This is a genomic window from Stecheria intestinalis (assembly GCF_009696165.1).
Taxonomy (GTDB): Bacteria; Bacillota_I; Bacilli_A; order Erysipelotrichales; family Erysipelotrichaceae; genus Bulleidia; species Bulleidia intestinalis.
Genome location: NZ_VUMN01000025.1, coordinates 1 through 22,291 on the forward strand (window position 1 = coordinate 1; position 22,291 = coordinate 22,291).

At 49.2% G+C, this 22,291-nt stretch carries 26 protein-coding genes and 1 riboswitch; of the genes, 9 read left to right on the forward strand and 17 right to left on the reverse strand.

Going from position 1 to position 22,291, the window contains the following annotated elements:
* Positions 1-249, reverse strand: a 249-nt coding sequence (locus FYJ51_RS09845; RefSeq protein ID WP_154505336.1) for a hypothetical protein, incomplete at its 3' end; no start/stop codon positions are given.
* Between the two features lie 100 nt (positions 250-349).
* Positions 350-427: riboswitch (THF riboswitch) on the forward strand.
* Positions 428-499: 72 nt separating this feature from the next.
* On the opposite strand from FYJ51_RS09845, the gene FYJ51_RS09850 reads away from it, so the two are divergent.
* Positions 500-1,048: a folate family ECF transporter S component gene (locus FYJ51_RS09850; protein WP_154505338.1), complete on the forward strand. Its 549-nt coding sequence runs from the start codon at positions 500-502 to the stop codon at positions 1,046-1,048.
* On the opposite strand, the gene FYJ51_RS09855 is transcribed toward FYJ51_RS09850, so the two are convergent.
* Complete coding sequence (locus tag FYJ51_RS09855) at positions 1,045-2,151, reverse strand: CapA family protein (protein ID WP_205946286.1); 1,107 nt, start codon at positions 2,149-2,151, stop codon at positions 1,045-1,047. The two genes, FYJ51_RS09850 and FYJ51_RS09855, sit on opposite strands and share 4 nt — an antisense overlap.
* Positions 2,152-2,242: 91 nt before the next feature.
* Between FYJ51_RS09855 and FYJ51_RS09860 the strand changes: the two genes are divergently transcribed.
* Positions 2,243-3,478, forward strand: coding sequence for a pyridoxal phosphate-dependent aminotransferase (locus FYJ51_RS09860; RefSeq protein ID WP_154505342.1), 1,236 nt, complete (start codon positions 2,243-2,245; stop codon positions 3,476-3,478).
* Between the two features lie 366 nt (positions 3,479-3,844).
* Here the strand turns inward: FYJ51_RS09860 and FYJ51_RS09865 are convergent, their stop codons facing one another.
* Positions 3,845-5,038 (reverse strand): iron-sulfur cluster-binding domain-containing protein, encoded by a 1,194-nt coding sequence (locus FYJ51_RS09865; protein WP_154505344.1) that lies wholly within the window; start codon positions 5,036-5,038, stop codon positions 3,845-3,847.
* Between the two features lies 1 nt (position 5,039).
* Positions 5,040-6,593, reverse strand: coding sequence for a phytoene desaturase family protein (locus tag FYJ51_RS09870; protein ID WP_154505346.1), 1,554 nt, complete (start codon positions 6,591-6,593; stop codon positions 5,040-5,042).
* Positions 6,594-6,696: 103 nt separating this feature from the next.
* Between FYJ51_RS09870 and FYJ51_RS09875 the strand changes: the two genes are divergently transcribed.
* The 4 genes from FYJ51_RS09875 (at position 6,697) to FYJ51_RS09890 (ending at position 10,120) form a co-directional block, all read left to right on the forward strand.
* Positions 6,697-7,410, forward strand: a complete 714-nt coding sequence (locus tag FYJ51_RS09875) for a FadR/GntR family transcriptional regulator (RefSeq protein ID WP_154505348.1) — start codon at positions 6,697-6,699, stop codon at positions 7,408-7,410.
* Between the two features lie 58 nt (positions 7,411-7,468).
* Positions 7,469-8,014, forward strand: a complete 546-nt coding sequence (locus FYJ51_RS09880) for an HD domain-containing protein (RefSeq protein ID WP_235897277.1) — start codon at positions 7,469-7,471, stop codon at positions 8,012-8,014.
* Positions 8,015-8,024: 10 nt separating this feature from the next.
* Positions 8,025-8,888, forward strand: a complete 864-nt coding sequence (locus tag FYJ51_RS09885) for a zinc dependent phospholipase C family protein (RefSeq protein WP_105303360.1) — start codon at positions 8,025-8,027, stop codon at positions 8,886-8,888.
* A gap of 80 nt (positions 8,889-8,968) precedes the next feature.
* Positions 8,969-10,120 carry a HipA domain-containing protein gene (locus FYJ51_RS09890; protein WP_154505352.1) on the forward strand — a complete coding sequence of 384 codons (1,152 nt, stop codon included), beginning with the start codon at positions 8,969-8,971 and terminating at the stop codon, positions 10,118-10,120.
* 67 nt (positions 10,121-10,187) lie between these two features.
* Here the strand turns inward: FYJ51_RS09890 and FYJ51_RS09895 are convergent, their stop codons facing one another.
* The 13 genes from FYJ51_RS09895 to FYJ51_RS09955 all read right to left on the reverse strand — a co-directional run bounded on the left by FYJ51_RS09895 (position 10,188) and on the right by FYJ51_RS09955 (position 20,576).
* Complete coding sequence (locus tag FYJ51_RS09895) at positions 10,188-10,577, reverse strand: Inorganic pyrophosphatase (RefSeq protein WP_105303358.1); 390 nt, start codon at positions 10,575-10,577, stop codon at positions 10,188-10,190.
* A gap of 81 nt (positions 10,578-10,658) precedes the next feature.
* Positions 10,659-11,642 (reverse strand): alpha-hydroxy-acid oxidizing protein, encoded by a 984-nt coding sequence (locus tag FYJ51_RS09900; RefSeq protein ID WP_154505354.1) that lies wholly within the window; start codon positions 11,640-11,642, stop codon positions 10,659-10,661.
* 910 nt (positions 11,643-12,552) lie between these two features.
* On the reverse strand, positions 12,553-13,575 hold the full coding sequence (locus tag FYJ51_RS09905; protein WP_154505356.1) for a DUF4433 domain-containing protein: 1,023 nt from the start codon (positions 13,573-13,575) through the stop codon (positions 12,553-12,555).
* Positions 13,544-14,452, reverse strand: coding sequence for a macro domain-containing protein (locus FYJ51_RS09910; RefSeq protein ID WP_154505358.1), 909 nt, complete (start codon positions 14,450-14,452; stop codon positions 13,544-13,546). Before FYJ51_RS09910 ends, FYJ51_RS09905 begins: the two co-directional genes overlap by 32 nt.
* Positions 14,449-14,604 carry a hypothetical protein gene (locus tag FYJ51_RS09915; RefSeq protein WP_205946287.1) on the reverse strand — a complete coding sequence of 52 codons (156 nt, stop codon included), beginning with the start codon at positions 14,602-14,604 and terminating at the stop codon, positions 14,449-14,451. Before FYJ51_RS09915 ends, FYJ51_RS09910 begins: the two co-directional genes overlap by 4 nt.
* A gap of 246 nt (positions 14,605-14,850) precedes the next feature.
* Positions 14,851-15,501, reverse strand: coding sequence for a phosphate signaling complex protein PhoU (gene phoU, locus FYJ51_RS09920; protein ID WP_154505360.1), 651 nt, complete (start codon positions 15,499-15,501; stop codon positions 14,851-14,853).
* Positions 15,502-15,508: 7 nt separating this feature from the next.
* Positions 15,509-16,282 (reverse strand): phosphate ABC transporter ATP-binding protein PstB, encoded by a 774-nt coding sequence (gene pstB / locus FYJ51_RS09925; protein ID WP_105303352.1) that lies wholly within the window; start codon positions 16,280-16,282, stop codon positions 15,509-15,511.
* 4 nt (positions 16,283-16,286) lie between these two features.
* Positions 16,287-17,183 carry a phosphate ABC transporter permease PstA gene (gene pstA / locus FYJ51_RS09930; protein ID WP_154505362.1) on the reverse strand — a complete coding sequence of 299 codons (897 nt, stop codon included), beginning with the start codon at positions 17,181-17,183 and terminating at the stop codon, positions 16,287-16,289.
* A 15-nt stretch (positions 17,184-17,198) separates the two neighbouring features.
* Positions 17,199-18,074: a phosphate ABC transporter permease subunit PstC gene (pstC, locus tag FYJ51_RS09935; protein WP_105304875.1), complete on the reverse strand. Its 876-nt coding sequence runs from the start codon at positions 18,072-18,074 to the stop codon at positions 17,199-17,201.
* A gap of 78 nt (positions 18,075-18,152) precedes the next feature.
* Positions 18,153-19,043 carry a phosphate ABC transporter substrate-binding protein gene (locus FYJ51_RS09940; RefSeq protein WP_235897278.1) on the reverse strand — a complete coding sequence of 297 codons (891 nt, stop codon included), beginning with the start codon at positions 19,041-19,043 and terminating at the stop codon, positions 18,153-18,155.
* A gap of 148 nt (positions 19,044-19,191) precedes the next feature.
* Positions 19,192-19,752: a 3'-5' exonuclease gene (locus FYJ51_RS09945; RefSeq protein WP_154505364.1), complete on the reverse strand. Its 561-nt coding sequence runs from the start codon at positions 19,750-19,752 to the stop codon at positions 19,192-19,194.
* A gap of 2 nt (positions 19,753-19,754) precedes the next feature.
* Positions 19,755-20,093 carry an ArsR/SmtB family transcription factor gene (locus FYJ51_RS09950; RefSeq protein ID WP_105303349.1) on the reverse strand — a complete coding sequence of 113 codons (339 nt, stop codon included), beginning with the start codon at positions 20,091-20,093 and terminating at the stop codon, positions 19,755-19,757.
* A gap of 3 nt (positions 20,094-20,096) precedes the next feature.
* Complete coding sequence (locus FYJ51_RS09955; protein WP_154505366.1) at positions 20,097-20,576, reverse strand: hypothetical protein; 480 nt, start codon at positions 20,574-20,576, stop codon at positions 20,097-20,099.
* A 52-nt stretch (positions 20,577-20,628) separates the two neighbouring features.
* Here FYJ51_RS09955 and tgt point away from each other — a divergent pair, with 52 nt between their 5' ends.
* The 3 genes from tgt to FYJ51_RS09970 all read left to right on the forward strand — a co-directional run bounded on the left by tgt (position 20,629) and on the right by FYJ51_RS09970 (position 22,268).
* Positions 20,629-21,762: a tRNA guanosine(34) transglycosylase Tgt gene (gene tgt / locus FYJ51_RS09960; RefSeq protein ID WP_154505368.1), complete on the forward strand. Its 1,134-nt coding sequence runs from the start codon at positions 20,629-20,631 to the stop codon at positions 21,760-21,762.
* A gap of 95 nt (positions 21,763-21,857) precedes the next feature.
* Positions 21,858-22,103, forward strand: a complete 246-nt coding sequence (locus FYJ51_RS09965; RefSeq protein ID WP_105303346.1) for a hypothetical protein — start codon at positions 21,858-21,860, stop codon at positions 22,101-22,103.
* A gap of 15 nt (positions 22,104-22,118) precedes the next feature.
* Entirely contained in the window at positions 22,119-22,268 is a 150-nt protein-coding gene (locus tag FYJ51_RS09970; protein ID WP_154505370.1) for a hypothetical protein, read from the forward strand.
* Positions 22,269-22,291 lie beyond the last annotated feature (23 nt).

Consider the following 22,291-nt stretch of genomic DNA (forward strand, 5'->3'; position numbering starts at 1 on the left):
GTAGATATGTTCCGGATTCATGGAATCAAGCTCGTTCAGGACTGTTTTCAGACTGTCCAGATCTTCTTCGAAATAGAACCGGTTCAGAAAAACAGAATAAGATCTGCATGCGTGCAGTTCATCAATCGTGATCGAACAAAGACCGGTGAAGCTGTGGCCTTTCAGGGAATATGCAATTTCATCAGCGCCGGCTTTCAGAAGGCGTTCGCCTTCTTCCTGGTTCCGGGCAATAGCAATCAGTTTTTTCATAGCATACGAATTGTATCGTATTTTTCATGTTCTGACTGTTTTTTCTTGATTTTCGGACATGTTGTGGTACCCTTTGTGACAAGGTATCAGAAGATACCGAGAGCTGCCGCGTAAAGTGCCGCAAGGAGTTCAAGGGATAATCTTGCGGACGAAAAGAGCATTCTTGCGATGGCAGTTCCAACCCGGACAGAAAAAACAGAGAGGAACCTTCTTTCCGTTTGTTCGATTCGGGAAAGGAGGGTCCTCTTTTATGAATCTCTGGAAATCATCTGCAGAAAAGCTCCATCAGACAAAGTATCTGGCCCTGATGGCAGCCATGATCGCACTGAAGACCGTGCTCAGCATGTATTACATTCCGGTCTCGGAAAACCTCAGAGTCTCGATCTCGTTTCTGATCGTTGCCCTGGAGGCAAGCATCGTGGGACCGGCGGCCGGCATCGTGAGCGGTGCCGTCACAGATCTCGTCAGCTTCGTGCTGTTTCCGGATGGTGCGTTCTTCTTCGGATATACGATCACTGCCATGCTGGGGGAACTGATCTATTCGCTGTTCCTCTATCAGAAGAAGATCACCTGGCAGCGCTTATTCCTCAGCAAGCTATTGAACAATTATCTGGTCAATGTGCTGCTCGGGTCGTTATGGTCTGCAATCCTGTATTCGAAGGGCTATTACTGGTATCTGGCCCGCAGTGCCGTAAAGAATACGATCCTGCTGCCGTTTGAGGTGCTTGCCTTAGCCGCATTATTCAAACTGCTGCTGCCGGTGCTTCAGAAGCGCGGATGGATCATGAAGCAGTCTTAATAGAGACCGCCGATGCGGATGCTGTCATCCATGCGCTTCAAGGTCTGGCTGTATCCGTCATACAGCCCTTCCCGATCCGGAAGTTCTGCTTCAGTCACATCGCTGATCGGCTTGACGACAACGCTGCCATCGCTCTGCGGGCAGCTGACGACCAGATCGACTTTCGGGTTCGTCAGTTCAATGCGATGCGTCGTTCCGGCAGTGATTTCGGTCACCGTCACGGCGCCGATTGCTCCGATCCGGTCCGTGCTGTCTATTTCATCTGTCAAGAGATTGCCTAACGAATAGAACACCAGCGTATCATCAATCCAGCACACCGGCTGGACTGCATTCTCGGCATTCCCGATAATCACCGAAGCCCCCGCTCCGGCAAGGGCTTCCGCAATCTGTTTCTGACGGTCATTCGGCAGTGCGCCCTGGCCGCCATTCCAGAAGATCGAGACAATCACGATATCCGCATTCTGCGCCGCTTTGTTTACTAACAGCGGCGATTTTTCATCATCATACACATTGACGAGGTAGTTCTCATTCTCCGGAATCGGGTCATCCAGAAGATCTGTGAAAGAAAGGAAGGCTGCACTAACTCCATCCGCTTCTGCAATCCGCAGCTGATTCTGAGAATCCGTGCTTGTATTGGTTCCGCTGGTCATTGCCGAAGAATCGGTCCAGTATGCCATCGAGGAATCAATACCATCCTTGCCATGGGCAAGACTTGCCGGATTTGCAAGTCCGACCAGATTGAAGCCGGAAGAAACCATCGCATCTCCGAATTGCGAAGGCAGATCTGTGCCGATCAGCGATTCCTGCTGATAGGAAGAAAAGCCGGAAGTGCTGATGATCTCTGAAAGCGAAGACACACAAGCCGAATAATCAGAGCTCTGCATCGTCGTATTCACGGTTCCTGCCGCAAAGACATTCACGACATTGGTTGTCTCTTCCGGCAGCCAGTATGCCGAAGCAGAGGCAGAGATGGCTGCCGCTTCTTCCTTCTTTTCCATTGATTTGGTCAGCAGGGTCATGATCAGACTGGTGCTTGCGATGACAAGGGCCAGGATGATCAGAATTCTGCCGGTATCATTCCAGAAATTCTTCTCGTCGTCCATGGCTCCATTGTAGCATATCGGGTGTATCATTATCGCAACAGCAGATGTGAAAAACACCCGCTGAACAGCAGGACAGAAGGAGAACACATCCATGGCATTCACTCGGAAAACAGCCAGTCTCGTACCGATCAAGGATACGGTATTTGCGGTTGCAGACATGGCGAAAAAAGATAAAGCAGAACATGGCGAAGATGCAGTAACCGATGCGACCATCGGATCTTTGTATGGAGAAGATGGAAAGCTAGTTGCTTTTGATACCGTATTTGATCATTACGATGTGATCGATCACCGCACCAAAGCAGCATACGCTTCCAGCTTCACCGGAAACCCGGATTACCGCAAGGAAGTCTGGGACTGGGTCACTCAGGGAAGCAGTCTGAATCTGCCCCACTCCGTCATCGCTACGCCTGGCGGAACCGGTGCAGTCTCCACATCGATGGTCACATTTCTCGATGCAGGTCAGACCGTGATCCTGCCGGATATTGCCTGGGGCTCCTACAGCCTGATGGCCGCACAGGACAATCTGAAGACCGTGAAGTATCAGATGTTTGAGGGAGACCATTTCAATCTCGCATCCGTGAAGAACGCGATTGAAGAAGTGCACAAGACGCAGGATCGGATTGTCCTGGTCGTCAACAGCCCGTGTCATAACCCGACCGGCTACAGTCTTTCCGACGAAGAATGGAAAGAATTAACGGATCTGCTCAATGAAGCTGGAAAGACCGGTCCGGTCATTCTCGTGAATGATATTGCCTATATTGACTATTCCTACAACCTGGCACATTCGAGAGCTTACATGGACTGCTTCAATCAGTTCAGCGATCAGGTCATGGGTGTCATCTGCTTCTCCTGTTCAAAGACTCTGACTTCCTACGGACTGCGCTGCGGTGCCGCAGTCATCGTCGCAAAGCAGGAATCAGATGTCCGCGATGCGGAGATCGTCTTTGAGAAGAACGCCAGAGCAACCTGGTCCAACATTCCGAATGCGGCCATGAAGAACTTCGTCTGGGTTGTCACGGAGAAACGCGATACCTTCCTGAAGGAAAAGCAGAAATACATCGATCTCATGAAAGAGCGCAGCTCTGTATTCCTGAAGGAAGCAGAAGAATGCGGTCTGGAGACCTATCCGTACAAGGAAGGCTTCTTCGTCACGATCAAAGTCGAAGATAATGACCGGGCAGAACGTATCCACGCGGAACTGATGAAGAATCATATCTACACAGTCCTCGTCAATAAAGGCATCCGGGTTGCCTGCTGCTCATTGCCTGTGAAGAAAGCTCATGGCCTTGCGGCAAGAATGAAGAAAATTGCTGATTCTGTCCATTAAGAGACTGCCTGCAATTCCCGGGATATCATAAGAATGCAGATCAGGTTCCTGGAAACGGCGCAGCCTTTGCATAGTGATCCCGCCAGAAAGGACAGCATTTTCAGAGTGCTGTCCTTTCTGCATGGACCACTTTAGCAGGAACAAGGAAGGCGAGCGGATTATATCCCAGGGCTGAAGCACCTGGGATTTACGCCGCTTTCCTCTAAATCGGAAATCGTACTATAAACTCCATCATGACACTGCGTCCCGGAGCCCTGGCGCTTGCAATGTGTTCAGTACGCTGAAAACTGACAGATAGTTTATCAGCTTCAGTGTTTGAGCTTTGCTGCCTTATGAGCCCCAAGCTGCCGCATGCAGTTTTCTGACTCACTGAATGATGATACGGATCTTCACATCGGACAGCGGCCAGGTTGAACATGCATGCACATAGCCGAACTTGCGGTCGGCGTATCTTCTGCCATCGCCTTCAGACGGAATGAATACGTCTCCTTCCAGCAGCTGGCAGCGGCAGTAGCCGCATGCACCGCTGCGGCATCTCGTATGATTCGGGATTCCTGCCCGCTCCAGGGCTGCTGCCAGCGGTTCCGATGCCTTTGCCTCAATGACCTGTTCTTCCAGTCCTCTGCATACGGTGCATTTCCAGACTCTGGAAGAATCGCCATGGTATCCTTCTGCTTTTGTGATATCGCGCGGAGCCCCGAATACTTCAAAGCGGATTCTCCGTTCCGGAATTTCCAGCTTCTTCAGCTCCCCGGAAACAAACTGATACATCGGGAGCGGGCCGCAGACAAAGTACGTGCAGTCTTCTGATCCGCTGTATTTCCGGATCAGATCTGCATTCAGAAAGCCCTTTTCTCCTTCGTAATCCGGTTCGTCGGAGATCACGTTGATGAACCTGACCCGGGAACACTGTTCTGCCACTGCAGCAAGCTGCTGTTCCAGGATGATATCCTTGGTGTTTCTGGAGCCATAGAGAATAGTCAGATCTGCATCCATGGTGCCATGTGCGATTTCCTGAGCCATGGCGAAGAATGGCGTGATGCCGCTGCCTCCTGCTAAAGCGATGAGATGCTTCGCATCCCTCAATGGTTCGTAATAGAACTGTCCGAATGGCAGATGGGCATTGAATTCATCTCCTGGTTTCACGTGTTCATACAGCCAGCTTGACGCAAATCCTTCGTTCGGTTTTCCATTGCGGATCGTCAAGGCAAAGAACGGATGATCGTTCTGTCTTGCCTGATATGGTGCAGAGCAGATGGAATATGGTCTTGTCGTGATGGTCCCATTGATCTTCAGATCAAGGGAGCAGTACTGGCCTGCCTGAAACGGCGGAAGCTTATCGCCTTCGCATGCTTCAAAGGTGAACATCCTGGCGGTCAAAGAAACATCTTCAACCTTCACCACCCGGACTCTGGTGACTTCCGGATGCACTTCTTCTGCAAGCTCCCGGATCGGATCGGAATAATGATTCTCGCTGCTGCCGCTGGCAATCAGGTTCCTTCTTGCCCTGGTTACCCGGGAAGCACCTGTGACATCACGAATCAATCCTCTGACTTTCATTTCAGGCAGCCTCCTTCATTTCCGTGAGAATGATCTGGGCAGCGATCTTTCCGTTATTGATATTGACGGCCATGCCATCGCCTGCCAGCTGAGCAGAAGAACACCAGACAAGATGAGAGATCAGATTGTTGTCTTTCCCTGCATCTTCCAGGCGCGCCACGATGCTGTTGGACATAGTATGCTGATAGCCGTAGATGCTGCCGCGGTAGGCACCGGTATAATGCGAGATCGTGACCGGAGTTTCAATTTCGATATCGATGATATGATCCTTCAGATTGACTCCGAGTCTCCTTGATACCTGATCGATCATCTGTGATGCGATTGTCCGCTTGGTCTCAAAGTAATTGTCTGCAGTGACATGTGCAAAGCATTCCGCCAGCGGGAGATTCGTGATCGAAAGAGAAGTTTTACCTTCAGGGACTGCTTCCGGATTTGCATAGTTCAGACAGATCGTCGTGAGATAGCTCCAGTTTCCAAGATGCTTTCCTTCTTTCCAGAACTCCGCGGTATCCATAGCCTTTTCGGAAGAGAAAACAGAATAGCTGTGAATATTCAGGTCTTCTGGCTTCTGGTCCAGCATCAGTACCACGGAGAAGCAGCTGACGCTTAACGGCATCGCATTGGCATACTTTCTTGCCTCGACAGGAACTTCGCTCTGCGGTTCGACCATCTTTCCGAATACGACATCCGGATATGGTCCTGAGGCGATGTAATCCGCATGGATCTCATCCCCTCTTCTCGTTTTTACGCCATAGGCTTGATGATCCTTCACGAGGATCTTCTCCACCTCCTGGCCGTATTCGATCTGAACCCCCTTCTTCATGCAGGCATCTGCCATCGCACATGCCATCTCATGCGAGAAGCCCCTTGCCACATAGCTGCCGCCGCTCATATAGTCGCCCATCAGGAATGCATAGATCGTGAATGGAAGAGAGTTCATCGGCTGACCGACATAGATCCAGTAGGCACTGAGAATCTTCTTCACCTCTTCAGGCAGATGCGTGGTCTGATCAATGACTTCTTTTGCGGAATAGCCTGCAGTCTTCACAAGTTCCTCATGCTGCCTCAGCATCTGCAGCTTGCTGAGGGAGTGTTCATTCAGATAGACTACAGACTGATACACCTTCTCGCAGAGATCCAGCAGTGCATTGACTTCTTTTCTGGTGCCTGGATACTGCTGGTCAATCTCATCTGCCGCAATCCAGGATCCATCCAGGTTCTTTCCAGCATGAAGTTCAATATTGATCTGATCTTCTTCAGAGACGAGCGTATAGGCTTCCGGTACCCGCAGCCAGTCAATCACGACGCCCATCTCTTCAAGATACTTCCGCATGAATAATGGATGATCTGCCGGTCCGATCGACATCATCTCATGCAGAGTGGCTTCCATCTCCACGCCGCTTCTGACAAAGGAGGTTGCGACGCCTCCGGGAAGATTATGCCGTTCGAGAATCAGAACGGACTTTCCTTCTGATGCCAGCTTCATGGCGCAGCTCATTCCTGCAAGTGCTCCGCCGATGACGATGACATCATAATGATCTCTATAGAATGCCATCTGTTCCTCCTTGTGGTTTAACCACAGTCAGTATAGTGATCAGATGCACAAACTGTCAAACATGTGATAAGCTTCTTCCGGTTAACAAGCCTCGGAGGAAGCCATGGATCAGAAAGAAACTGGAAAAAAGCACCTGAAAGATCAGTTCCTGAATCAGATTGCTTCAGAGATTCTGGATGGAAAGCTGAAGCCAGGCGATCGTCTTCCGACCGAACGGGAACTTGCTGGTGAGGCAAAGATTTCCCGTTCTGCAGTGCACCTTGCAATGGAAGAACTGGAACGGATGGGCTTCATCCGGACGAATGCCCGCCACGCAACGTATGTCGAAGACTATCTGAAAAACGGGAATATCGAGACTCTGAATTACCTGATTACCTTCAGCAGAGATCGCTTTGCAAAAGATCATATGCAGGAACTGCTTGATATGCGGCTTGCCATTGAAGGAAGAGCGATTGAACTGCTGCTGGAACAGAATGATCCCTTCGAGGAAACCCTGAAGGAATACCTCTCCTGTGCCAGAGCAATTGCGGAAGCAGAACAGCCAGATGATGTTCAGCTGGCGGGTTCGTTCTTTGAGTTTCATCATGAGATCTGCGTGCTTTCCGGAAACTTCATTCTGTCGATGATGTTCAATTCGTTCCGGAATGTGACATTGAGCTACTGGCAGGATGCGATCCGCGCACTCGGAGCGAAGAAGTGCATTGACCTGGAAGCACAGTTTCTGGACACCTTATCAGGAAGAAATTCCGAAAAATCGATTGCGTTCCTGAGACAGGAATTCGAATTTTTCCGGGATCAGATCGAGCAGGAATCCTGAACCTGAATTTTGCTTAAGCTGTATTGCACCTTCACGATTTCTGATTAAACTGGAAACGATGACAAAAGTAATAGGTTCCAGAAGGACATTTCTGGATGCGGATGATGAAGCCGCAATGGAGTTTCTGAGAATCACTTCCGATATCTATGCAGATCCGGATTACCAGCGCCTGCGCCATTATACGCACCACTACTCCACAACGCGCTTCCAGCATTGCGTGAATGTGGCATGGTATACTTACCTCTGGGCGAAGAAACAGGGTCTGAACTATCGTTCGGCCACCAGAGGAGCGATGCTCCATGATTTCTATCTGTATGACCAGCATAAAGGAGAACAGCCGATCCGCGGACGTCATTGTGCCGTGCATCCGGTGATTGCCCTTCAGAATGCGAAGCAGCATTTCGAGGTAGACCCGATCATAGAGGACTGCATTCTGCACCATATGTGGCCGAGCTGCCCAGGCATGCCGAAAACGAAGGAAGGCATGATCGTGGAAGCAGCAGACAAGTACTGTGCGTCCATTGAATGGAGCAGCCGCCAGGTGCGCCGCATTCCCCAGGGACTTGCGTTCATGCACATGAGGCTTGCCCGCTTTACTTACTGAGGAGGAGCGCATGCCAGCCGCAACAACCCATACAGAATTTGCCCGGAAGGTCTATAATTCCCTTCCATTTTCGATTCAGCAGGAGATCACTGATCCCCATGCTTATTTTCTTGGCTCCCAGGGACCGGACTATATGTTCTTTTCCAGGGCTTATGTCCTGCCTGGTTCCCTGTCGAAGTACGGAAATATGATGCATCACACAAAGGTCAGAGAAGCAATCCTCTATCTGCACACACACTGTGCTTCAAGCGGTGTGCTGAAGAGCTATTTCTATGGGTTTATGACCCATTATGCCCTGGACTCGAAGATGCACCCGCACATCAACCGGGAAGCGAAGAAGATCCATGATACAGTCGGTACCTTTGAAGGAGAAGCCCACTTCCGCATTGAAGCAGAACTCGATGCCTGGGTGCTTCAGAAAGAAAAGAAGAGCTACCGGGTATTCAAAGATGTGAAGGTATCTGATTCTGCTGCAGAAGCGATCGGAACGCTCTATGAAGGACTGTTCCATACCGTCTATGGCATGGAGATTCCAGCCAAGCGTTTTGAAGATTCCTGCCATGATGTCTCAACCTTCACGAAGATGATTGCACCTGGAAGCAGTGCGAAATACCATACGGTCATCCGTCTGGAAACCCTGGCAAAGCAGCCGCATATGATCAGTGCGATGATGCTGGATGAAAAAGATCCATCTGTTCTTCCGCTGCTGAACCCGAACCATGAGGCAAGAGAAGTACCAGGTCAGCCTGGTGTCACGGATTCCAGAGATCTTCCGGAACAGCTGGAAGACGCAAAGCAGTTTGCATTGAAACTGATCACGAAGTTTGACCCGGAAGACCTGAATTATGATTTCATCGGTGAGCCTGCAGATTGAATCTGCAGGTTTTTCTGATTGTATGAACCCGTTTTATCCGTTAGGATATAGGCGTGTTCGGGAACAGAAAATACGTGCTGATGCACAAAGACAAAGCCGTTCTCTCGGCGGAATACTCTCCTCAGACGCATACGTTCCGGAAGATCACGGAAGTTCATGATGCGTCGCACTATCCTGTAGGTACTTTCGTGAAGGGCTCCATTTCCCTTGATCTTCTGAATGACTGGTGGGTATGGAGAGGCATTCCGGATTACCGGGTAGATCTCAAGCGGCTGCTGAAGCGGCTTGGCGTTGCAGACCGTCTGGATCTTCTGGAAGAAGAATTCGGGCTGTCATTAAGTGATCACTACTGGCTCAGACAGGAGCGGGTGAATGCTTCATATGAAGAGCTGAATTATTTTCATCGTTCGTTTGATCAGGAGGGATTTGCCAGATCCATGTTCCGGCAGATGGACTTTCAGCCCCAGGATACTGCCCTCCGTACGCCAGGCAATACGCTCTGCGGTTTTCATCGAAAAGCCTGGGTCAGAAGAGATAATAAGCTGTTCCTGCTCAAGGGAAGCGTCACGAGATACCAGGAAGAACCGTTCAATGAATGGCTGGCCTGGCAGGCAGCCAAGCGGCTTGGCATCTACGCAGTACCATACCGAGTTGAAACGTATGAGAATCAGATCGTGAGCGTATGTCCTGAGATGCTGAATCTGCATACAGATCTCGTTCCGGCCAGAGATGCGATGAAGACGCTGAAGATTCCTTCCGGAGAATCGGAGATTGACTGTTTCCTGGAACTTCTGGAGCAGCATGGCATCACCGATGTGGACGACAAGTTTGATGAGATGCTCATCCTGGACTTCCTGCTATTGAACAGCGACCGGCATAATCAGAACTTCGGAATTCTCGTCAATGCAGATACGAATCAGTGGATAGATCTTGCCCCGATCTTTGATACCGGCAGTGCGATGGGATGCTTCACCGGCACGGATGAGCTTCCTTATGAAGAAACGCATGAAGACTGCAAGCTCTTCAGCCGCAAGCATTTCCGCCATGATGAATTAGGCGAACTGATCATGAATCCGGGCAGATTTGATTTCTCGGTTCTTGATGATCTGCCGGAAGCCTATGAGAGGAAACTGGCATCGTTCCAGGAAGTCACAAGGATCAGCGATCATCGCATTGAAGCGCTCAGCAACCTGCTGCGCCGCCGCATCTCCAAACTCAAGCATCTGCAGTAAACAAGGTGTTTCCCTCCGGAAACATCTTTTCATAATAAAAGAGACTGTATTCCAAGTCTCTTTCTGCTCAGCTATCGCTTTCGCCCCAGTTCGGGATTTCAGTACCCCTGCGGATCAGAACGGTCTTCTGGTATTCCGTCTGATTCAGGAATCGCAGCACCAGCTGCTCTTCTTCCGGCGTGCAGCCGGTCAGGATCTTGACATCCAGAGTCTTCTTCAGGATATCTGCAGCCACGATCAATGCAGTGATTGCATAATGATTGCCGCTGCCGAGATACACGGAAACTCCCTCGGGCTCCCCGTTTGTGTCTTCCAGATGACCATATTCAACCGGATAGACAAGGTTCGGGAATTCCGGATGCGATTCCCCTTTTCTGCGCGTGATCTTCAGCTGGCTCGAAAGGTACAGAGTATCCAGTTTCTGCCAGAAGTACGCGTTATTTTCATATTCTGCCATGCATTACCTCTCAACACACAGATACATTATATCCTTTCGCCCTCACAATGTAAACAAATTACACTTGTGATGAAATTTATTTCAATACCTGATCTTTATTCTGTCAATCTGTGCAAGGGTACTGCATCCGGTCATGCGCATTGTTTCAGCAAGCTCATCCTGAAGCCTCTTTCCAAGCGCAATCATCTGCGCGCTTCCGCCCTGCACAATCGATAATGCGAACGGTCTGCCGATCAGAACACCATCAGCGCCAAGTGCAAGACAGCGGAAGATATCATTGCCCGTACGGATGCCGCCATCAACCAGAATCGTGACCTTTCCTTTCACTGCATCCGCAATCTCCGGCAGCACTTCTGCCGTTCCTGGCGTACCATCGAGCACTCGGCCGCCATGGTTGGACACGACGATCGCATCAGCCCCCGCTTCGATGGCAGTTTCTGCCGCATGCACCGTCATGACCCCCTTCACGATGAATGGCTTTCCTCCTAATGCCTGCTTCACCTTCCTAAGGGATGCAGCAGTCTTGGTTTCCACCGGGGTCTTCCCGGCTCTCAATAAAGGCAGTCCGGCCGCGTCGATATCCATGGCAGCTGCTTCAAAGGATAATCCTTCCAGCAGATGAATCCGTTCTTCAATGCCTTTCTGAACCCATGGCTTGATCGTGACGATGCCATGGCCATGATGGTCATTGACGGCCTGGGCAGGCTTCTGAAACAGATTGACCGGATCAATTCCATCACCGGTGAAGCCTCTGATGCCAAGGCTCTCGCAGGCATCAAGAAGCTGGCAGGAATAGTCATATTCGCTGATGTCATCTCCGTAGTTATTCTGAATGCCCGCACATGGTGCCGCAAAGACCGGCATCGAAAGCTTCATGCCTAGTAATTCTGCTTCAGTGGATATTTCAGATGGTTCCGCACATACATCCATATTGATCCGGATGCGCGCCAGTGCTTCCACATTATGGATAAAACTGCTGCCGGTCCCCTTCCCTCCGACTCCTGGTATTTCTCCTCGGCAGGCAATGCCATTGCATTCCCTGCAGGCTCTGCACTTCAATGCCATCTCCTGATTCTCCTCCTGTTTTCCTGCATTCAGTTTAGCACTGAACGGACAGGATTGGCTCTTGCGCAGAGGACTTCAGGATCCGGAAATATGACTGCAGAGGGATTCCATGGGAATGGTATATTGATTAGGAGGGTTCTGCAGGAAGAGGTGGCATGCAATCATGTATTACAAGATCGGCGATGTTTCTGCTCGGAAATCAAACATTGGTTCTTGTACAAGAGATCCTTTTTTGTTCTCTACCTTAAACTTATCTCCTCCTCATCAACAAGAATTTAGACTGAGCCAAATTGAAAACTCAGTCGGAGTCTGAGGTTCTCTGAAATTCGGGATCATCTCAAGCACAGCCTCAGCTGCGTTCATACCTGTCTGCTCTGCCTCAAGGATATTTCTGCGCAGCACAATGGACTTAAAGGTATCCATTGCCCCGATCAGATTTGTTTTACCGGAAGCGTTCGGACGGTAAATCACTGCAGAGCAGAGTCTCTTGTATTTTGAAGAGCCGGCATGCGCTGTCAGTACGCTGTAATCAAGTCCAGTCTACCTTGGGGCAGGAATCATGGAAAAGATTGTTTCATCCGCAAATGATTTGTAATTTTATTTCTGAACTCTAACAGCATGTGATTTTCTCCTGGTGAAGAAAAGGGCTCTACGCTCAGGTAATGATCCATCTGGATCAGCCGTGTGACATGAAACTGATAACTGATAACCGTTTTGATTTACTCCCCAGAATTTCTGTTCTTCTCTGAAATGTGTTGCCTCATTTTTTCCAAATGAACGCTTCATGCATTATTCGACGCTCTTCTGACCTGATGAATCATGCAGATCCCTATTTTCAGAAATAATTCAGGATTTGGAAGAAATCGTCAGATCTCAAAGTCAGAAGCTATCTAATGTCTTCTGATGCCAATCAATATTCTACATGTCCCAGAAAAAATTTCTGATAGCTCATCAGCTGATTATCCAGGAATACCTTTACTGATAATTCGCGAGCTTTTCTGACCTCTGGTACTCCATGAAAAACAATAGGTCTGGCATTCAGATAGTCAACGCCGAGTTCAAATTCCTTCCGATTCACTATTTCATTTCCGCGCAACCATTCAAACTGCACGCAGGCATTTACCCGATAGTCTTTCAACTTTCCGGCAGCAAATTTCTTTCTTGGATATGCGTCAGAAAAAGAGATGCTGAAATCCCGGTCATGAAGAGAACATTTTTCAATAAACAATCCATTATTGTAAAAAAGTCCTGGATTGATCACTCTGACTCTAGGCCCCCAGTAGCAAAACAGCTTGTTGCTTCTATCTTTGAGCAGATTCAGAAATGTAGTTTTCTCTTCTGCATTGCGGCAGACGATTCCAGCAAGAGAATGCTCAATCTGATATCTGTCAGGATAAACAATTTCAGACTGTCTCAGAGATCTTTCTCTTTTTCTGTCCACATCCTCGGACAGAAAAGGTCCATTTCTGTAGATCATCCGGAAATCCAGCCGTGAAAACTCTTCTTCTCCCTGCAGCAATGGACATCCTCTTCCTGCTTCAGATCCCTCTGAAAAGGATGTATTCGGATCAGATAGCAATTTGTCCAGATAGAAAAAGAAGAAAATGGGAACCGGAACATTTGCATTCGGATCTCCATCATAGCGAAGATCACGATGCTTGAATCCTTCATTGTGATATTGAGTTGGCGTTAAGGGGCGGAAATAGAACCTCACATAGGAAGTTGTTCTCTGTTCCGTCATATCAATCACCTGACGGCTGGCATTATCGTTCTGCATGACTTGCAGTTCTACTGCCTGCATCCGGCTGTAAAGCATCCCGCTCTCCAAAATGCTGATTGCATTCCGTATATCAGTGTAATGATACGCATAATGGGGCCACCACTTTACCAGAGCAAATTCTTCATTTTTCAGAATGATTTCCTGATAGCTCATCACTTCGTCCTTTCAGGTCATAAACTCTTCCTTCTCCTGAGTTTATCTGGTACCCTTCTGTCTTTTCTCCTGTTTTTCCATCCGAGATTCTGATTTCTGAGAGGTAGCCCAGCGAAAGCAGCAGATCCATTACAAGGCGCTCAAGAGACCCTGCTGTTCTTCTAGCAGCAATCCCATTGCTGCGAAGGTCCGACCAGATTTCAAAAAATGAATCTTCGTCTACGAGCACCTGCTCTTTGTCTTTGCCATTTTTTTCGAATGCCAAACCTTCTTTCCAGAGCACACACCAATCTGATCGATCAGAGGAAAAATGATATGGAACGATGGAACAGTTATATCGGATATCATCTTCTAATCCTTGAAAAGACATATCTTTCGCGTTATGTCTCAGCCAGTCAACCGTTTTTTCCTGATTCTTATGCTCTGGAAATGGATCCGTTCCCATTCCGAGGTAGACATAGACATCAATCGGCAAGTCCTGCAGAAATTTCTCCATGACTGGCTGGACATCAGACCAGTTCAGTTCACCGTTTCCGCATCCAAGTCTTGGAAATGCAACAGAAGTGATTCCCTTTTCTGCATAAGTTCTGCGGAATTTTGCTAGACCGGCTTCAATATATTCAATACGAGAAGGGTTTCTCCAGTTTTCCTTGGTAGGAAAGAGAAGGACCCAATGATCAGGTTCATAAAAAAGCATCAATGTTCCTATTTTCAGTTTCCGCTTATCGCACACCTCCCTATATGCCTGAAACATATCCGGATAACGCTTCTTGAATTCGAGTGCAACGCCTTTGCCCATAACGCCAACAGTATTCACAGTATTTACAAGAACCTGAGCCGGGCTTTTAAACATATCGCCTTCTATATATCGGATCATTTTCTTCCTCCGATCTCAATGCGCTCTCCATCAGGAAGTACGAAAGCACACTCAAAACTGCATCCAGTTGCCAGCGCAATATCCTGCATGTCATCCAGCGTGAAACTGCCTCTCTTGATTTTCTGGCTGAATGCCTGCGGGGATTTGTCCATTCTTCTCCCCATCTCTGTCAAAGTCATTCCGGTTTTTACAGCGAGGATTTTCAATTCATCATCAATCCGCATTTTCATTTCCTCTGATATCATAAGAGTAAATAAAATTATTTATTTGTTCAACAAATATGTTTATTTCAGAATGTTTCCAATTCAAAAAATGTGACTTGAGGTAAAAAAAGCGTATGCCTATTTCAAGTAGGTTTACGCCATCAGCAGGGAAAGTCCTGCTTTCTTCATTTCAATTCAGTTGGTATTGCCTTCTCTCACACCGGTGATTGCGAAGATTGCCCACTGAGCAATGTTCACCGCATGATCGCCGATTCTTTCGAAGTACTTGGCAATCATCAGAAGATTCAGTGCATACTCCATGTTTGCTTCACGGTTATCATAGATTTCCACGAGCTTCTTCTTTGCCTTTGAGAAGCATTCATCCACGATATCATCATCTGCGATCACGCTTCTGGCAAGATCCGCATCGCGTTTCGTGAAGGCACTGATGGCATTGCTCACCATCTTGCTCGCAGCGGTACCCATCTTCTTCAGATTCAGGATATCATTTGCTGCAGAGAGATTTTCGGTGATCACGATCTCTGAGATTTCCCCAGCCTGATCGCCGACCCGTTCCATATCAGAGACCATTTTCAATGCAGAAGAGATCACTCTGAGGTCCGTAGCGACTGGCTGCTGCTGCATGAGCAGCTTCAGGCAGAGTGCTTCGATATCACGCTCTTCCCTGGAGATTGCCGAGACATTGACAATCACTTCGCCTGCGGTCTTGCGGTTGCCGGTAAACAATGCATCAAGGCAGAGCGAGATGCTCTCCTCGCACATGTTTCCCATCTCGGTCATGGAGTTCTCAAGTTCTTTCAGTTCATTATCAAATCTGGTACGCATATTGTTTTTATCCGAACCTTCCGGTGATATAGTTTTCTGTCTTCTTGTTCTTCGGGTTGGAGAAGATGTCGTCCGTCTTGCCATACTCGATCAGATCGCCGAGCAAGAAGAACGCGGTGTTGTCGCTGATGCGGACTGCCTGCTGCATGTTATGAGTGACGATGACGATCGTATATTTCTTCTTGAGTTCAATGCAGAGGTCTTCAATACGGCCTGTGCTGATCGGATCGAGTGCAGAGGTAGACTCATCCATCAGGAGAACTTCCGGTTCCACTGCCAGGGCTCTTGCAATGCAGAGACGCTGCTGCTGGCCGCCGGATAGACCTAATGCATTCTTTCTGAGACGATCTTTGACTTCGTCCCAGATAGCTGCGCCGGTCAGCGAACGCTCAACGATCTCATCGAGCGTCTTCTTATCCTTGATGCCGTGGACACGCGGACCATATGCGATGTTGTCATAGATGCTCATCGGGAACGGATTTGCTTTCTGGAATACCATGCCGACCCGCTTGCGGAGCACGTTCACATCCATGTCATTGTAGATATCAATTCCTCTGAGACGGACATCTCCTTCGACCTTGCATCCTTCAATCAGATCATTCATCCGGTTGAGACATCTCATAAAAGTAGATTTGCCGCAGCCCGATGGACCGATCAGTGCCGTGATCTTATGTTCTTCGATATCAAGATTGATATCCTTCAGAGCCTGGTGATCACCATACCAGAGATTCAGATTCCTGACCGTGATGATCGGCTCATTTGTTTTGCTGTTTTCTTCCATTGCTTTACTGTTCTACTTTCTTCTTGAGTTTATAGGCTACCAGCTTTGCTGCAAAATTGATCAGGAACGTCAATAGCAGCAGGATGACAGCGATTGCGAAGGCAACATTGACCTGGTTGCGCTCCATTGCATACATATACAATGCCACCGTGAGGCTGGCTCCGGAAGTGCCTGGCGTAATAGCTCTTCCGAAGGAGACGATCTTATTTGCCATGCCGGCCGTGAAGAGCAGTGCTGCAGATTCACCGACGACACGTCCTACTGCAAGAATGCAGCCGGTCACGATTCCGTCAATTGCCGAAGGGAGGACGACAGTGCGGATCATGTGCCATTTGCCAGCCCCCATCGCAAGGGAGCCTTCGCGATAGCTGTTCGGAACGGTCTTGAGACTTTCCTGGGTGGTGCGGATGATGGTAGGAAGAGTCATGATGACCAGGGTCATAGATCCTGCAAGCATGCCCGTTCCCAGTCCGAAGAACTGACAGAAGATCAGCATTCCGGCAAGACCGTAGATAATCGAAGGAATACCCGACAGCGTCTCGGTAGCGAATTCGATCATTCTGACGATCTTCTTGTTTCTGGCGTATTCATTCAGGTAGATGGCTGCGCCGACGCCGATCGGAAGCACGATGATCAGCGTGATGATGACAATGTAGAGCGTATTCAGAATATTCGGAAGAATGCCGTACGTATTCTTCAGAACACTCGGCTCCGTGCTCAGCATCTCBCAGGTGACATACGGAATGCCCCGGCAGAGGATATACCCGATGATCAGAATCAGGATGGCCAGAATGATCACGAAGGAAGCAACCATCAGGAAGTTCAGCGCCCTGATCTTGTTTTTGCGGGCAGAGGAAATCGTATCAATGCGTTCCTCTGCCTGCGATTTCTTTTCAGACATAGATCATCATCCTCCTCATTTCTTGTCCCGCTTGATCATGAAGTTCAGAATGAACATGATCAGCATGACGAAGATAAACAGAACCAGTGCGATGGAAAACAGAGCCTGTTTCTGAAGGCCGCTTGCATAGCTCATTTCCGATGCAACTGCCGTGGTCAGGAAACGGACACTCTGGAACAAAGACGGCATATTGGCAACGTTGCCGGAAACCATCATGACAGCCATTGCTTCGCCGATGGCTCTGCCGACGCCCTGCACGATCGCAGCAGCGATACCGCTTCTGGCGGCAGGGAATGAAACCTTGAATACGGTCTCCGTATACGTAGCGCCTAGTGCCAGGCTGGCTTCTTCATATTCCTTCGGGACTGCATTCAGTGCAGTTTCCGAAACACTGATGATGGAAGGAAGAATCATGACGGCAAGCACCAGGATTGCGGTCAGCATGCAGGAGCCATTTGCGACATGGAATACCTTGATGACAAACGGGACCAGCACGATCATGCCGACAAGACCATAGACGACAGAAGGAATGCCAGCAAGCAGTTCGACTGCAGAACGAATGACTGCAGCAACCTTCGGTTTTGCAATTTTGGACAGGTAGACCGAACAGAGAAGGCCGATCGGAACTGCCAGGATGATGGCACCGGCCATGCCCCAGAACGAGGTCAGAATAAACGGCAGGATGCCGAATTTCGGGTCAGCCGCCGTTGAAGCCCATACCGTTCCGAACAGGAAATCCTTGATGCCGATCGTTCCGATTGCCGGAACACCGGAAACAATCAGGAAGATCGAAATAAACAGAACGAAGGCGACGCTCATCATGCCGAAGATGAACATCAGGCCATGCATGAATATTTCAACGGGGTTGTTTGATTTCTTAGTTTTCTCCATAGTTTTTCCATAACATGCAATACCGTCAGCATGCGTTCTGCACACTGACGGCACTGCAGTCTGATGAATTTCTGTTAATTACTTCGAAACCGGTACAGCGCCTGCAGCTTCAATCAGAGATGCTGCTTCCAAACTGGTAGCGAAGTCGAGGAATGCCTGTGCAGCCGGGCTCAGTTCCTTGCTGTCGTTGGTGATCATGTTGAAGTTACGCTGAATCTTGTAAGTGCCATCGAGGACAGTCTCTTCAGACGGTGCAACGCCTTCAACAGTCAGAGTCTTGATCGTATCGTCTACTGCTGCCAATGATGCATAGCCGATTGCTGCTTCGTTTGCACCGACAGCCTGGATGACTGCACCAGTGGAAGTCAGCTCCTGATCCATCTGGCACTTGTCAGAAGTTCCGGTGATGGATTCGAAACCATCACGAGTTCCGGATCCTGCTTCACGGCCGATGACGACGATTTCCTGATCAGCGCCGCCTACATCTTTCCAGTTCGTGATTTCGCCAGTGTAGATCTTAGCAATCTGATCGAGAGACAGATCGCTTACTTCATTTGCAGTGTTGACGATCATTGCGATGCCGTCGATTGCGACGGTGGTGGATGTCAGACCGTTCTTTTCTTCATCCTTCAGATTTCTTGAAGCAAGACCGATATCGCAGTTTCCTTCGGTGACTGCTGTGATACCTGAACCGGAACCAGTCGGGTTATAAGTTACGGTAACGTTCGGATACTTTTCCTGGAATGCTTCGGACAGAGCACCGATGACCTTCTCCATGGAAGTAGATCCATCGGTGGAAACTGTTCCGCTGAGATCAGCATCTGCTGCAGCTGCGCTTGTCTCTGCTGCTGCGGTGCTTTCTGCTGCGGCTGCTGCAGAAGTAGCTGCTGCGCTGCTGGAAGAAGATCCGCATCCTGCGAGCATTACTGCTGCCAGGACACCTGCTGTCAATGTTTTCATAGATACCATAAATTGCTTTACGCCTCCCTATTGAACACAAGTAAAGATAATGAGGCTATGTAAAGTGAAAAGGACAGTGAATGCTAAATTTATGTAAAATCGCAAAAAGCCCGCAGATTCTGTCTGCAGGCATCAGATTTTACAGAAATTGTAAACGCTATCGCAGCGGATAGATCGGAATGCCGGTCTGATGAAGCAGTTCCTCAATATCATAGATACCGGTATCTTCCATCGCATGGACGACGATCATCAGACAGCCATACGCATCGCTGGCAGCGTTATGGTGATTCAGATCAACATCCAGGTAGTCGCACATATCATTGAGACGATGATGCGGAAGCGATGGATAGAGTTTTCTGCTGAGGGCAACCGTATCAAACCAGGAGAAACGCGGCAGCGGCAGGCCCACATTCCTGCATGCGGCTTTCAGGCAGCCCATATCAAAGCGGGCATTATGCGCGCAGACCAGCGAATCGCTTAAGAGCGGCAGCAGCTTATCATACGTTTCATGAAAACCAGGAGCGTCTTCGACGTCTTCCGGATGAATGCCATGAATCCGGATGTTGCCTGGGGCAAAGCGGCTCACATTATCAGCAGGCCGGATCAGCGTATAGTATTCATCGGTCAGTTCGCCATCTTCCATGCAGGAAACACCGACGGCACAGACAGATGCCGGCGAATAGTTGGCTGTTTCAAAGTCAATTGCTGTGATGCGCATGATCACTCCCGGATGTGCTCATAAGCCATCTTATAGATATTCTTGATATGCTCATCGGCCATGGAATAATAGACGAGCTTGCCGATCTTGCGGGTGCGTACGAGCTTGGTCTTCTTCAGGGAAGACAGCTGATGGCTGATGGCAGACTGGGACATTTCGAGAAGACTTGCGAGATCGCTGACGCAGAGTTCATTTGTGAACAAGGCATTCATGATCTTGAGACGGGTGCTGTCGGCAAACATGTTGAAGATCATGGACATATCGTCATAATCCCGTTCGCAGCCCATGTTTGCTCTGCATTCTGCTACTTTCTCAGGATCTACCAGATTCTTATCAGTCATATGCTATTCTCCTTCCCTGCTCACGCGGATATTCTTTGTTTCCTTGCCGGGAATATACTGATTGAGCCACCGGGCAGCGCTTTTCTTCGAATACATATCCGCAGTCTGCTCGGATCCATCGACCAGAAGGATTACGAGCGTATCTGCATAAGAATGATATTCATACTGCCAGTTCACGATCTCATCCCAGTAGATCAGAGAACACGAATCCCGTTCTCTCGTATTGAACAGGACCAGATAGTCATCCGTGAATTCTGCCAGAAGCCGATCCGGCAGCATCAGTTCGGCAAACAGGCATAGCAGGGTGATGCAGATGCCGACTCCGGCTGCCGAAGTATTGTCAAATGTCATCAATATTCCGGCAATGGCGCAGCCAAGCAGAAAGCCGGCAGGCTTGACACGGATGAAATGCCGTTTTCCCTGAACTGGCGGAAGATTGCGGATCCTGATCGTCTGAGACTTCATATCTACATGATTATACACCGGAATCCCGGCTTTCCTGGTATACTGATTTCCCGTAGAAGTGAGGTTTGCAATGAGCAGTCCAGTAACATTTGAAATCACCCATGTGTGCAAGCAGTCCGGTGCCCGCACCGGCATTCTGCATACGCCGCATGGCGATGTGGAAACGCCGATGTTCATGCCAGTCGGAACCCAGGCAACCGTGAAGTTCGTCTCGCCGGAGGAACTGTATCAGATGGGAGCAGGAGTAGTCCTGGCAAATACGTATCACCTATGGCTGAGACCGGGAGAAGAAATCGTTGCCAAAGCAGGCGGGGTCCAGAAGTTCATGAACTATAAAGGACCGATGCTGACAGATTCCGGAGGATTCCAGGTATTCTCGCTTTCTGATACGAGAAAGATCAGTGAAGAAGGCGTCATGTTCCGCAATACGCTGAATGGCGACAAGCTGTTTCTGAGTCCGGAGAAGTCCATTCAGATCCAGAACAAGATCGGGGCAGATATCATGATGTCCTTTGATGAGTGCATCCCCTACCCGGCCACGCGAGAATATGCAGAGCGTTCAATGCTGAGAACCCTGAGATGGGCAGAGCGCGGCAAGAATGCCAATACGAGACCGGACGAACAGGCGATCTTCGGCATCGTGCAGGGCGGTGACAATGAAGACCTCCGTGATTACTGTGCCGAGAAGCTGGTCGAGATGGATTTCCCGGGCTATGCAGTCGGCGGGACTTCGGTCGGCGAAGACAAGGAAACCATGTACCGCATGGTGCGCTGGTCCGTTGAGAAGCTGCCGGAAGATAAGCCCCGCTATCTGATGGGCGTCGGTGCCGTCAATGACCTGCTGGAAGCCATCTCCCTGAATATTGATATGTGCGACTGCGTGCTGCCGACCAGAATTGCCCGGCATGGCACGCTGATGACGAGCCAGGGACGCATCAATATCAAGAAAGCGATGTATGCGGAAGACTTCACGCCGCTGGATCCGGAATGCGACTGCTATTGCTGCAGGAACTATACCAAGGCTTATCTGAATCATCTCTTCCGCTGTCAGGAAGGCTTCGGAACGAGGCTCATGAGCATTCATAATATCCGTTTCCTGCTGAGGCTGATGGAAGATGCGAGAACGGCCATCAAAGAAGATCGCTTCAATGACTTCAAGGAAGAAAAGCTGAAGAACATGAAGTTCGATTCCAGAGGTTTCTGATTGATTGCTTTTGGATCAATATTAATTGATATTCGATCATATTCAGCTAGACCGAGTTCTGTAAGAGGAATTCAGTCTTTTTCTTAGGAAGATTCATGCAACAGCATATCATCGCAGCGAAAGCAGCCGTGACAGTTCTCTGCATCGTGGTGGCGGTCTTCGGCATATCGATCGCAAGATCCTTTCTTGCACATCTGAACCCGGCTGGAGTCCATGTCTTACAAGAGATTTCATTCGCTCTCCTTCTCGTGCTTGGCTGCGGCTGTGCAGCCGCATTGCTGAGACCACTGTGGGTGATGCGGGTTTTTCTGACGAAGATGGAGGCAGGACATGTCTTATAAGAAAGCAATGTCCGGATGCTGACCGCTGCGATCGGCCTTCTTTATCCCCCGATGCTCTTCCTTGTTTCGGCAGCAGCCGGCTTCATGTGCCTGATTGTCCGGGTGATCCGTGATGCCTTTGCGAAAGCCGGCCTGATGAAGGAAGTTCTAGGAGAACTGACATGATCCGTCTGAATCTGAATGTCAGA

Bases quoted from the DNA above. Each gene is read 5' to 3' on its own strand.
- FYJ51_RS09850 (WP_154505338.1), top strand. From the start codon at position 500: ATGAATCTCTGGAAATCATCTGCAGAAAAGCTCCATCAGACAAAGTAT.
- FYJ51_RS09855 (WP_205946286.1), bottom strand. From the start codon at position 2,151: ATGGACGACGAGAAGAATTTCTGGAATGATACCGGCAGAATTCTGATC.
- FYJ51_RS09860 (WP_154505342.1), top strand. From the start codon at position 2,243: ATGGCATTCACTCGGAAAACAGCCAGTCTCGTACCGATCAAGGATACG.
- FYJ51_RS09865 (WP_154505344.1), bottom strand. From the start codon at position 5,038: ATGAAAGTCAGAGGATTGATTCGTGATGTCACAGGTGCTTCCCGGGTA.
- FYJ51_RS09870 (WP_154505346.1), bottom strand. From the start codon at position 6,593: ATGGCATTCTATAGAGATCATTATGATGTCATCGTCATCGGCGGAGCA.
- FYJ51_RS09875 (WP_154505348.1), top strand. From the start codon at position 6,697: ATGGATCAGAAAGAAACTGGAAAAAAGCACCTGAAAGATCAGTTCCTG.
- FYJ51_RS09880 (WP_235897277.1), top strand. From the start codon at position 7,469: ATGACAAAAGTAATAGGTTCCAGAAGGACATTTCTGGATGCGGATGAT.
- FYJ51_RS09885 (WP_105303360.1), top strand. From the start codon at position 8,025: ATGCCAGCCGCAACAACCCATACAGAATTTGCCCGGAAGGTCTATAAT.
- FYJ51_RS09890 (WP_154505352.1), top strand. From the start codon at position 8,969: ATGCACAAAGACAAAGCCGTTCTCTCGGCGGAATACTCTCCTCAGACG.
- FYJ51_RS09895 (WP_105303358.1), bottom strand. From the start codon at position 10,577: ATGGCAGAATATGAAAATAACGCGTACTTCTGGCAGAAACTGGATACT.
- FYJ51_RS09900 (WP_154505354.1), bottom strand. From the start codon at position 11,642: ATGGCATTGAAGTGCAGAGCCTGCAGGGAATGCAATGGCATTGCCTGC.
- FYJ51_RS09905 (WP_154505356.1), bottom strand. From the start codon at position 13,575: ATGAGCTATCAGGAAATCATTCTGAAAAATGAAGAATTTGCTCTGGTA.
- FYJ51_RS09910 (WP_154505358.1), bottom strand. From the start codon at position 14,452: ATGATCCGATATATAGAAGGCGATATGTTTAAAAGCCCGGCTCAGGTT.
- FYJ51_RS09915 (WP_205946287.1), bottom strand. From the start codon at position 14,604: ATGGACAAATCCCCGCAGGCATTCAGCCAGAAAATCAAGAGAGGCAGT.
- phoU (WP_154505360.1), bottom strand. From the start codon at position 15,501: ATGCGTACCAGATTTGATAATGAACTGAAAGAACTTGAGAACTCCATG.
- pstB (WP_105303352.1), bottom strand. From the start codon at position 16,282: ATGGAAGAAAACAGCAAAACAAATGAGCCGATCATCACGGTCAGGAAT.
- pstC (WP_105304875.1), bottom strand. From the start codon at position 18,074: ATGGAGAAAACTAAGAAATCAAACAACCCCGTTGAAATATTCATGCAT.
- FYJ51_RS09940 (WP_235897278.1), bottom strand. From the start codon at position 19,043: ATGGTATCTATGAAAACATTGACAGCAGGTGTCCTGGCAGCAGTAATG.
- FYJ51_RS09945 (WP_154505364.1), bottom strand. From the start codon at position 19,752: ATGCGCATCACAGCAATTGACTTTGAAACAGCCAACTATTCGCCGGCA.
- FYJ51_RS09950 (WP_105303349.1), bottom strand. From the start codon at position 20,093: ATGACTGATAAGAATCTGGTAGATCCTGAGAAAGTAGCAGAATGCAGA.
- tgt (WP_154505368.1), top strand. From the start codon at position 20,629: ATGAGCAGTCCAGTAACATTTGAAATCACCCATGTGTGCAAGCAGTCC.
- FYJ51_RS09965 (WP_105303346.1), top strand. From the start codon at position 21,858: ATGCAACAGCATATCATCGCAGCGAAAGCAGCCGTGACAGTTCTCTGC.
- FYJ51_RS09970 (WP_154505370.1), top strand. From the start codon at position 22,119: ATGCTGACCGCTGCGATCGGCCTTCTTTATCCCCCGATGCTCTTCCTT.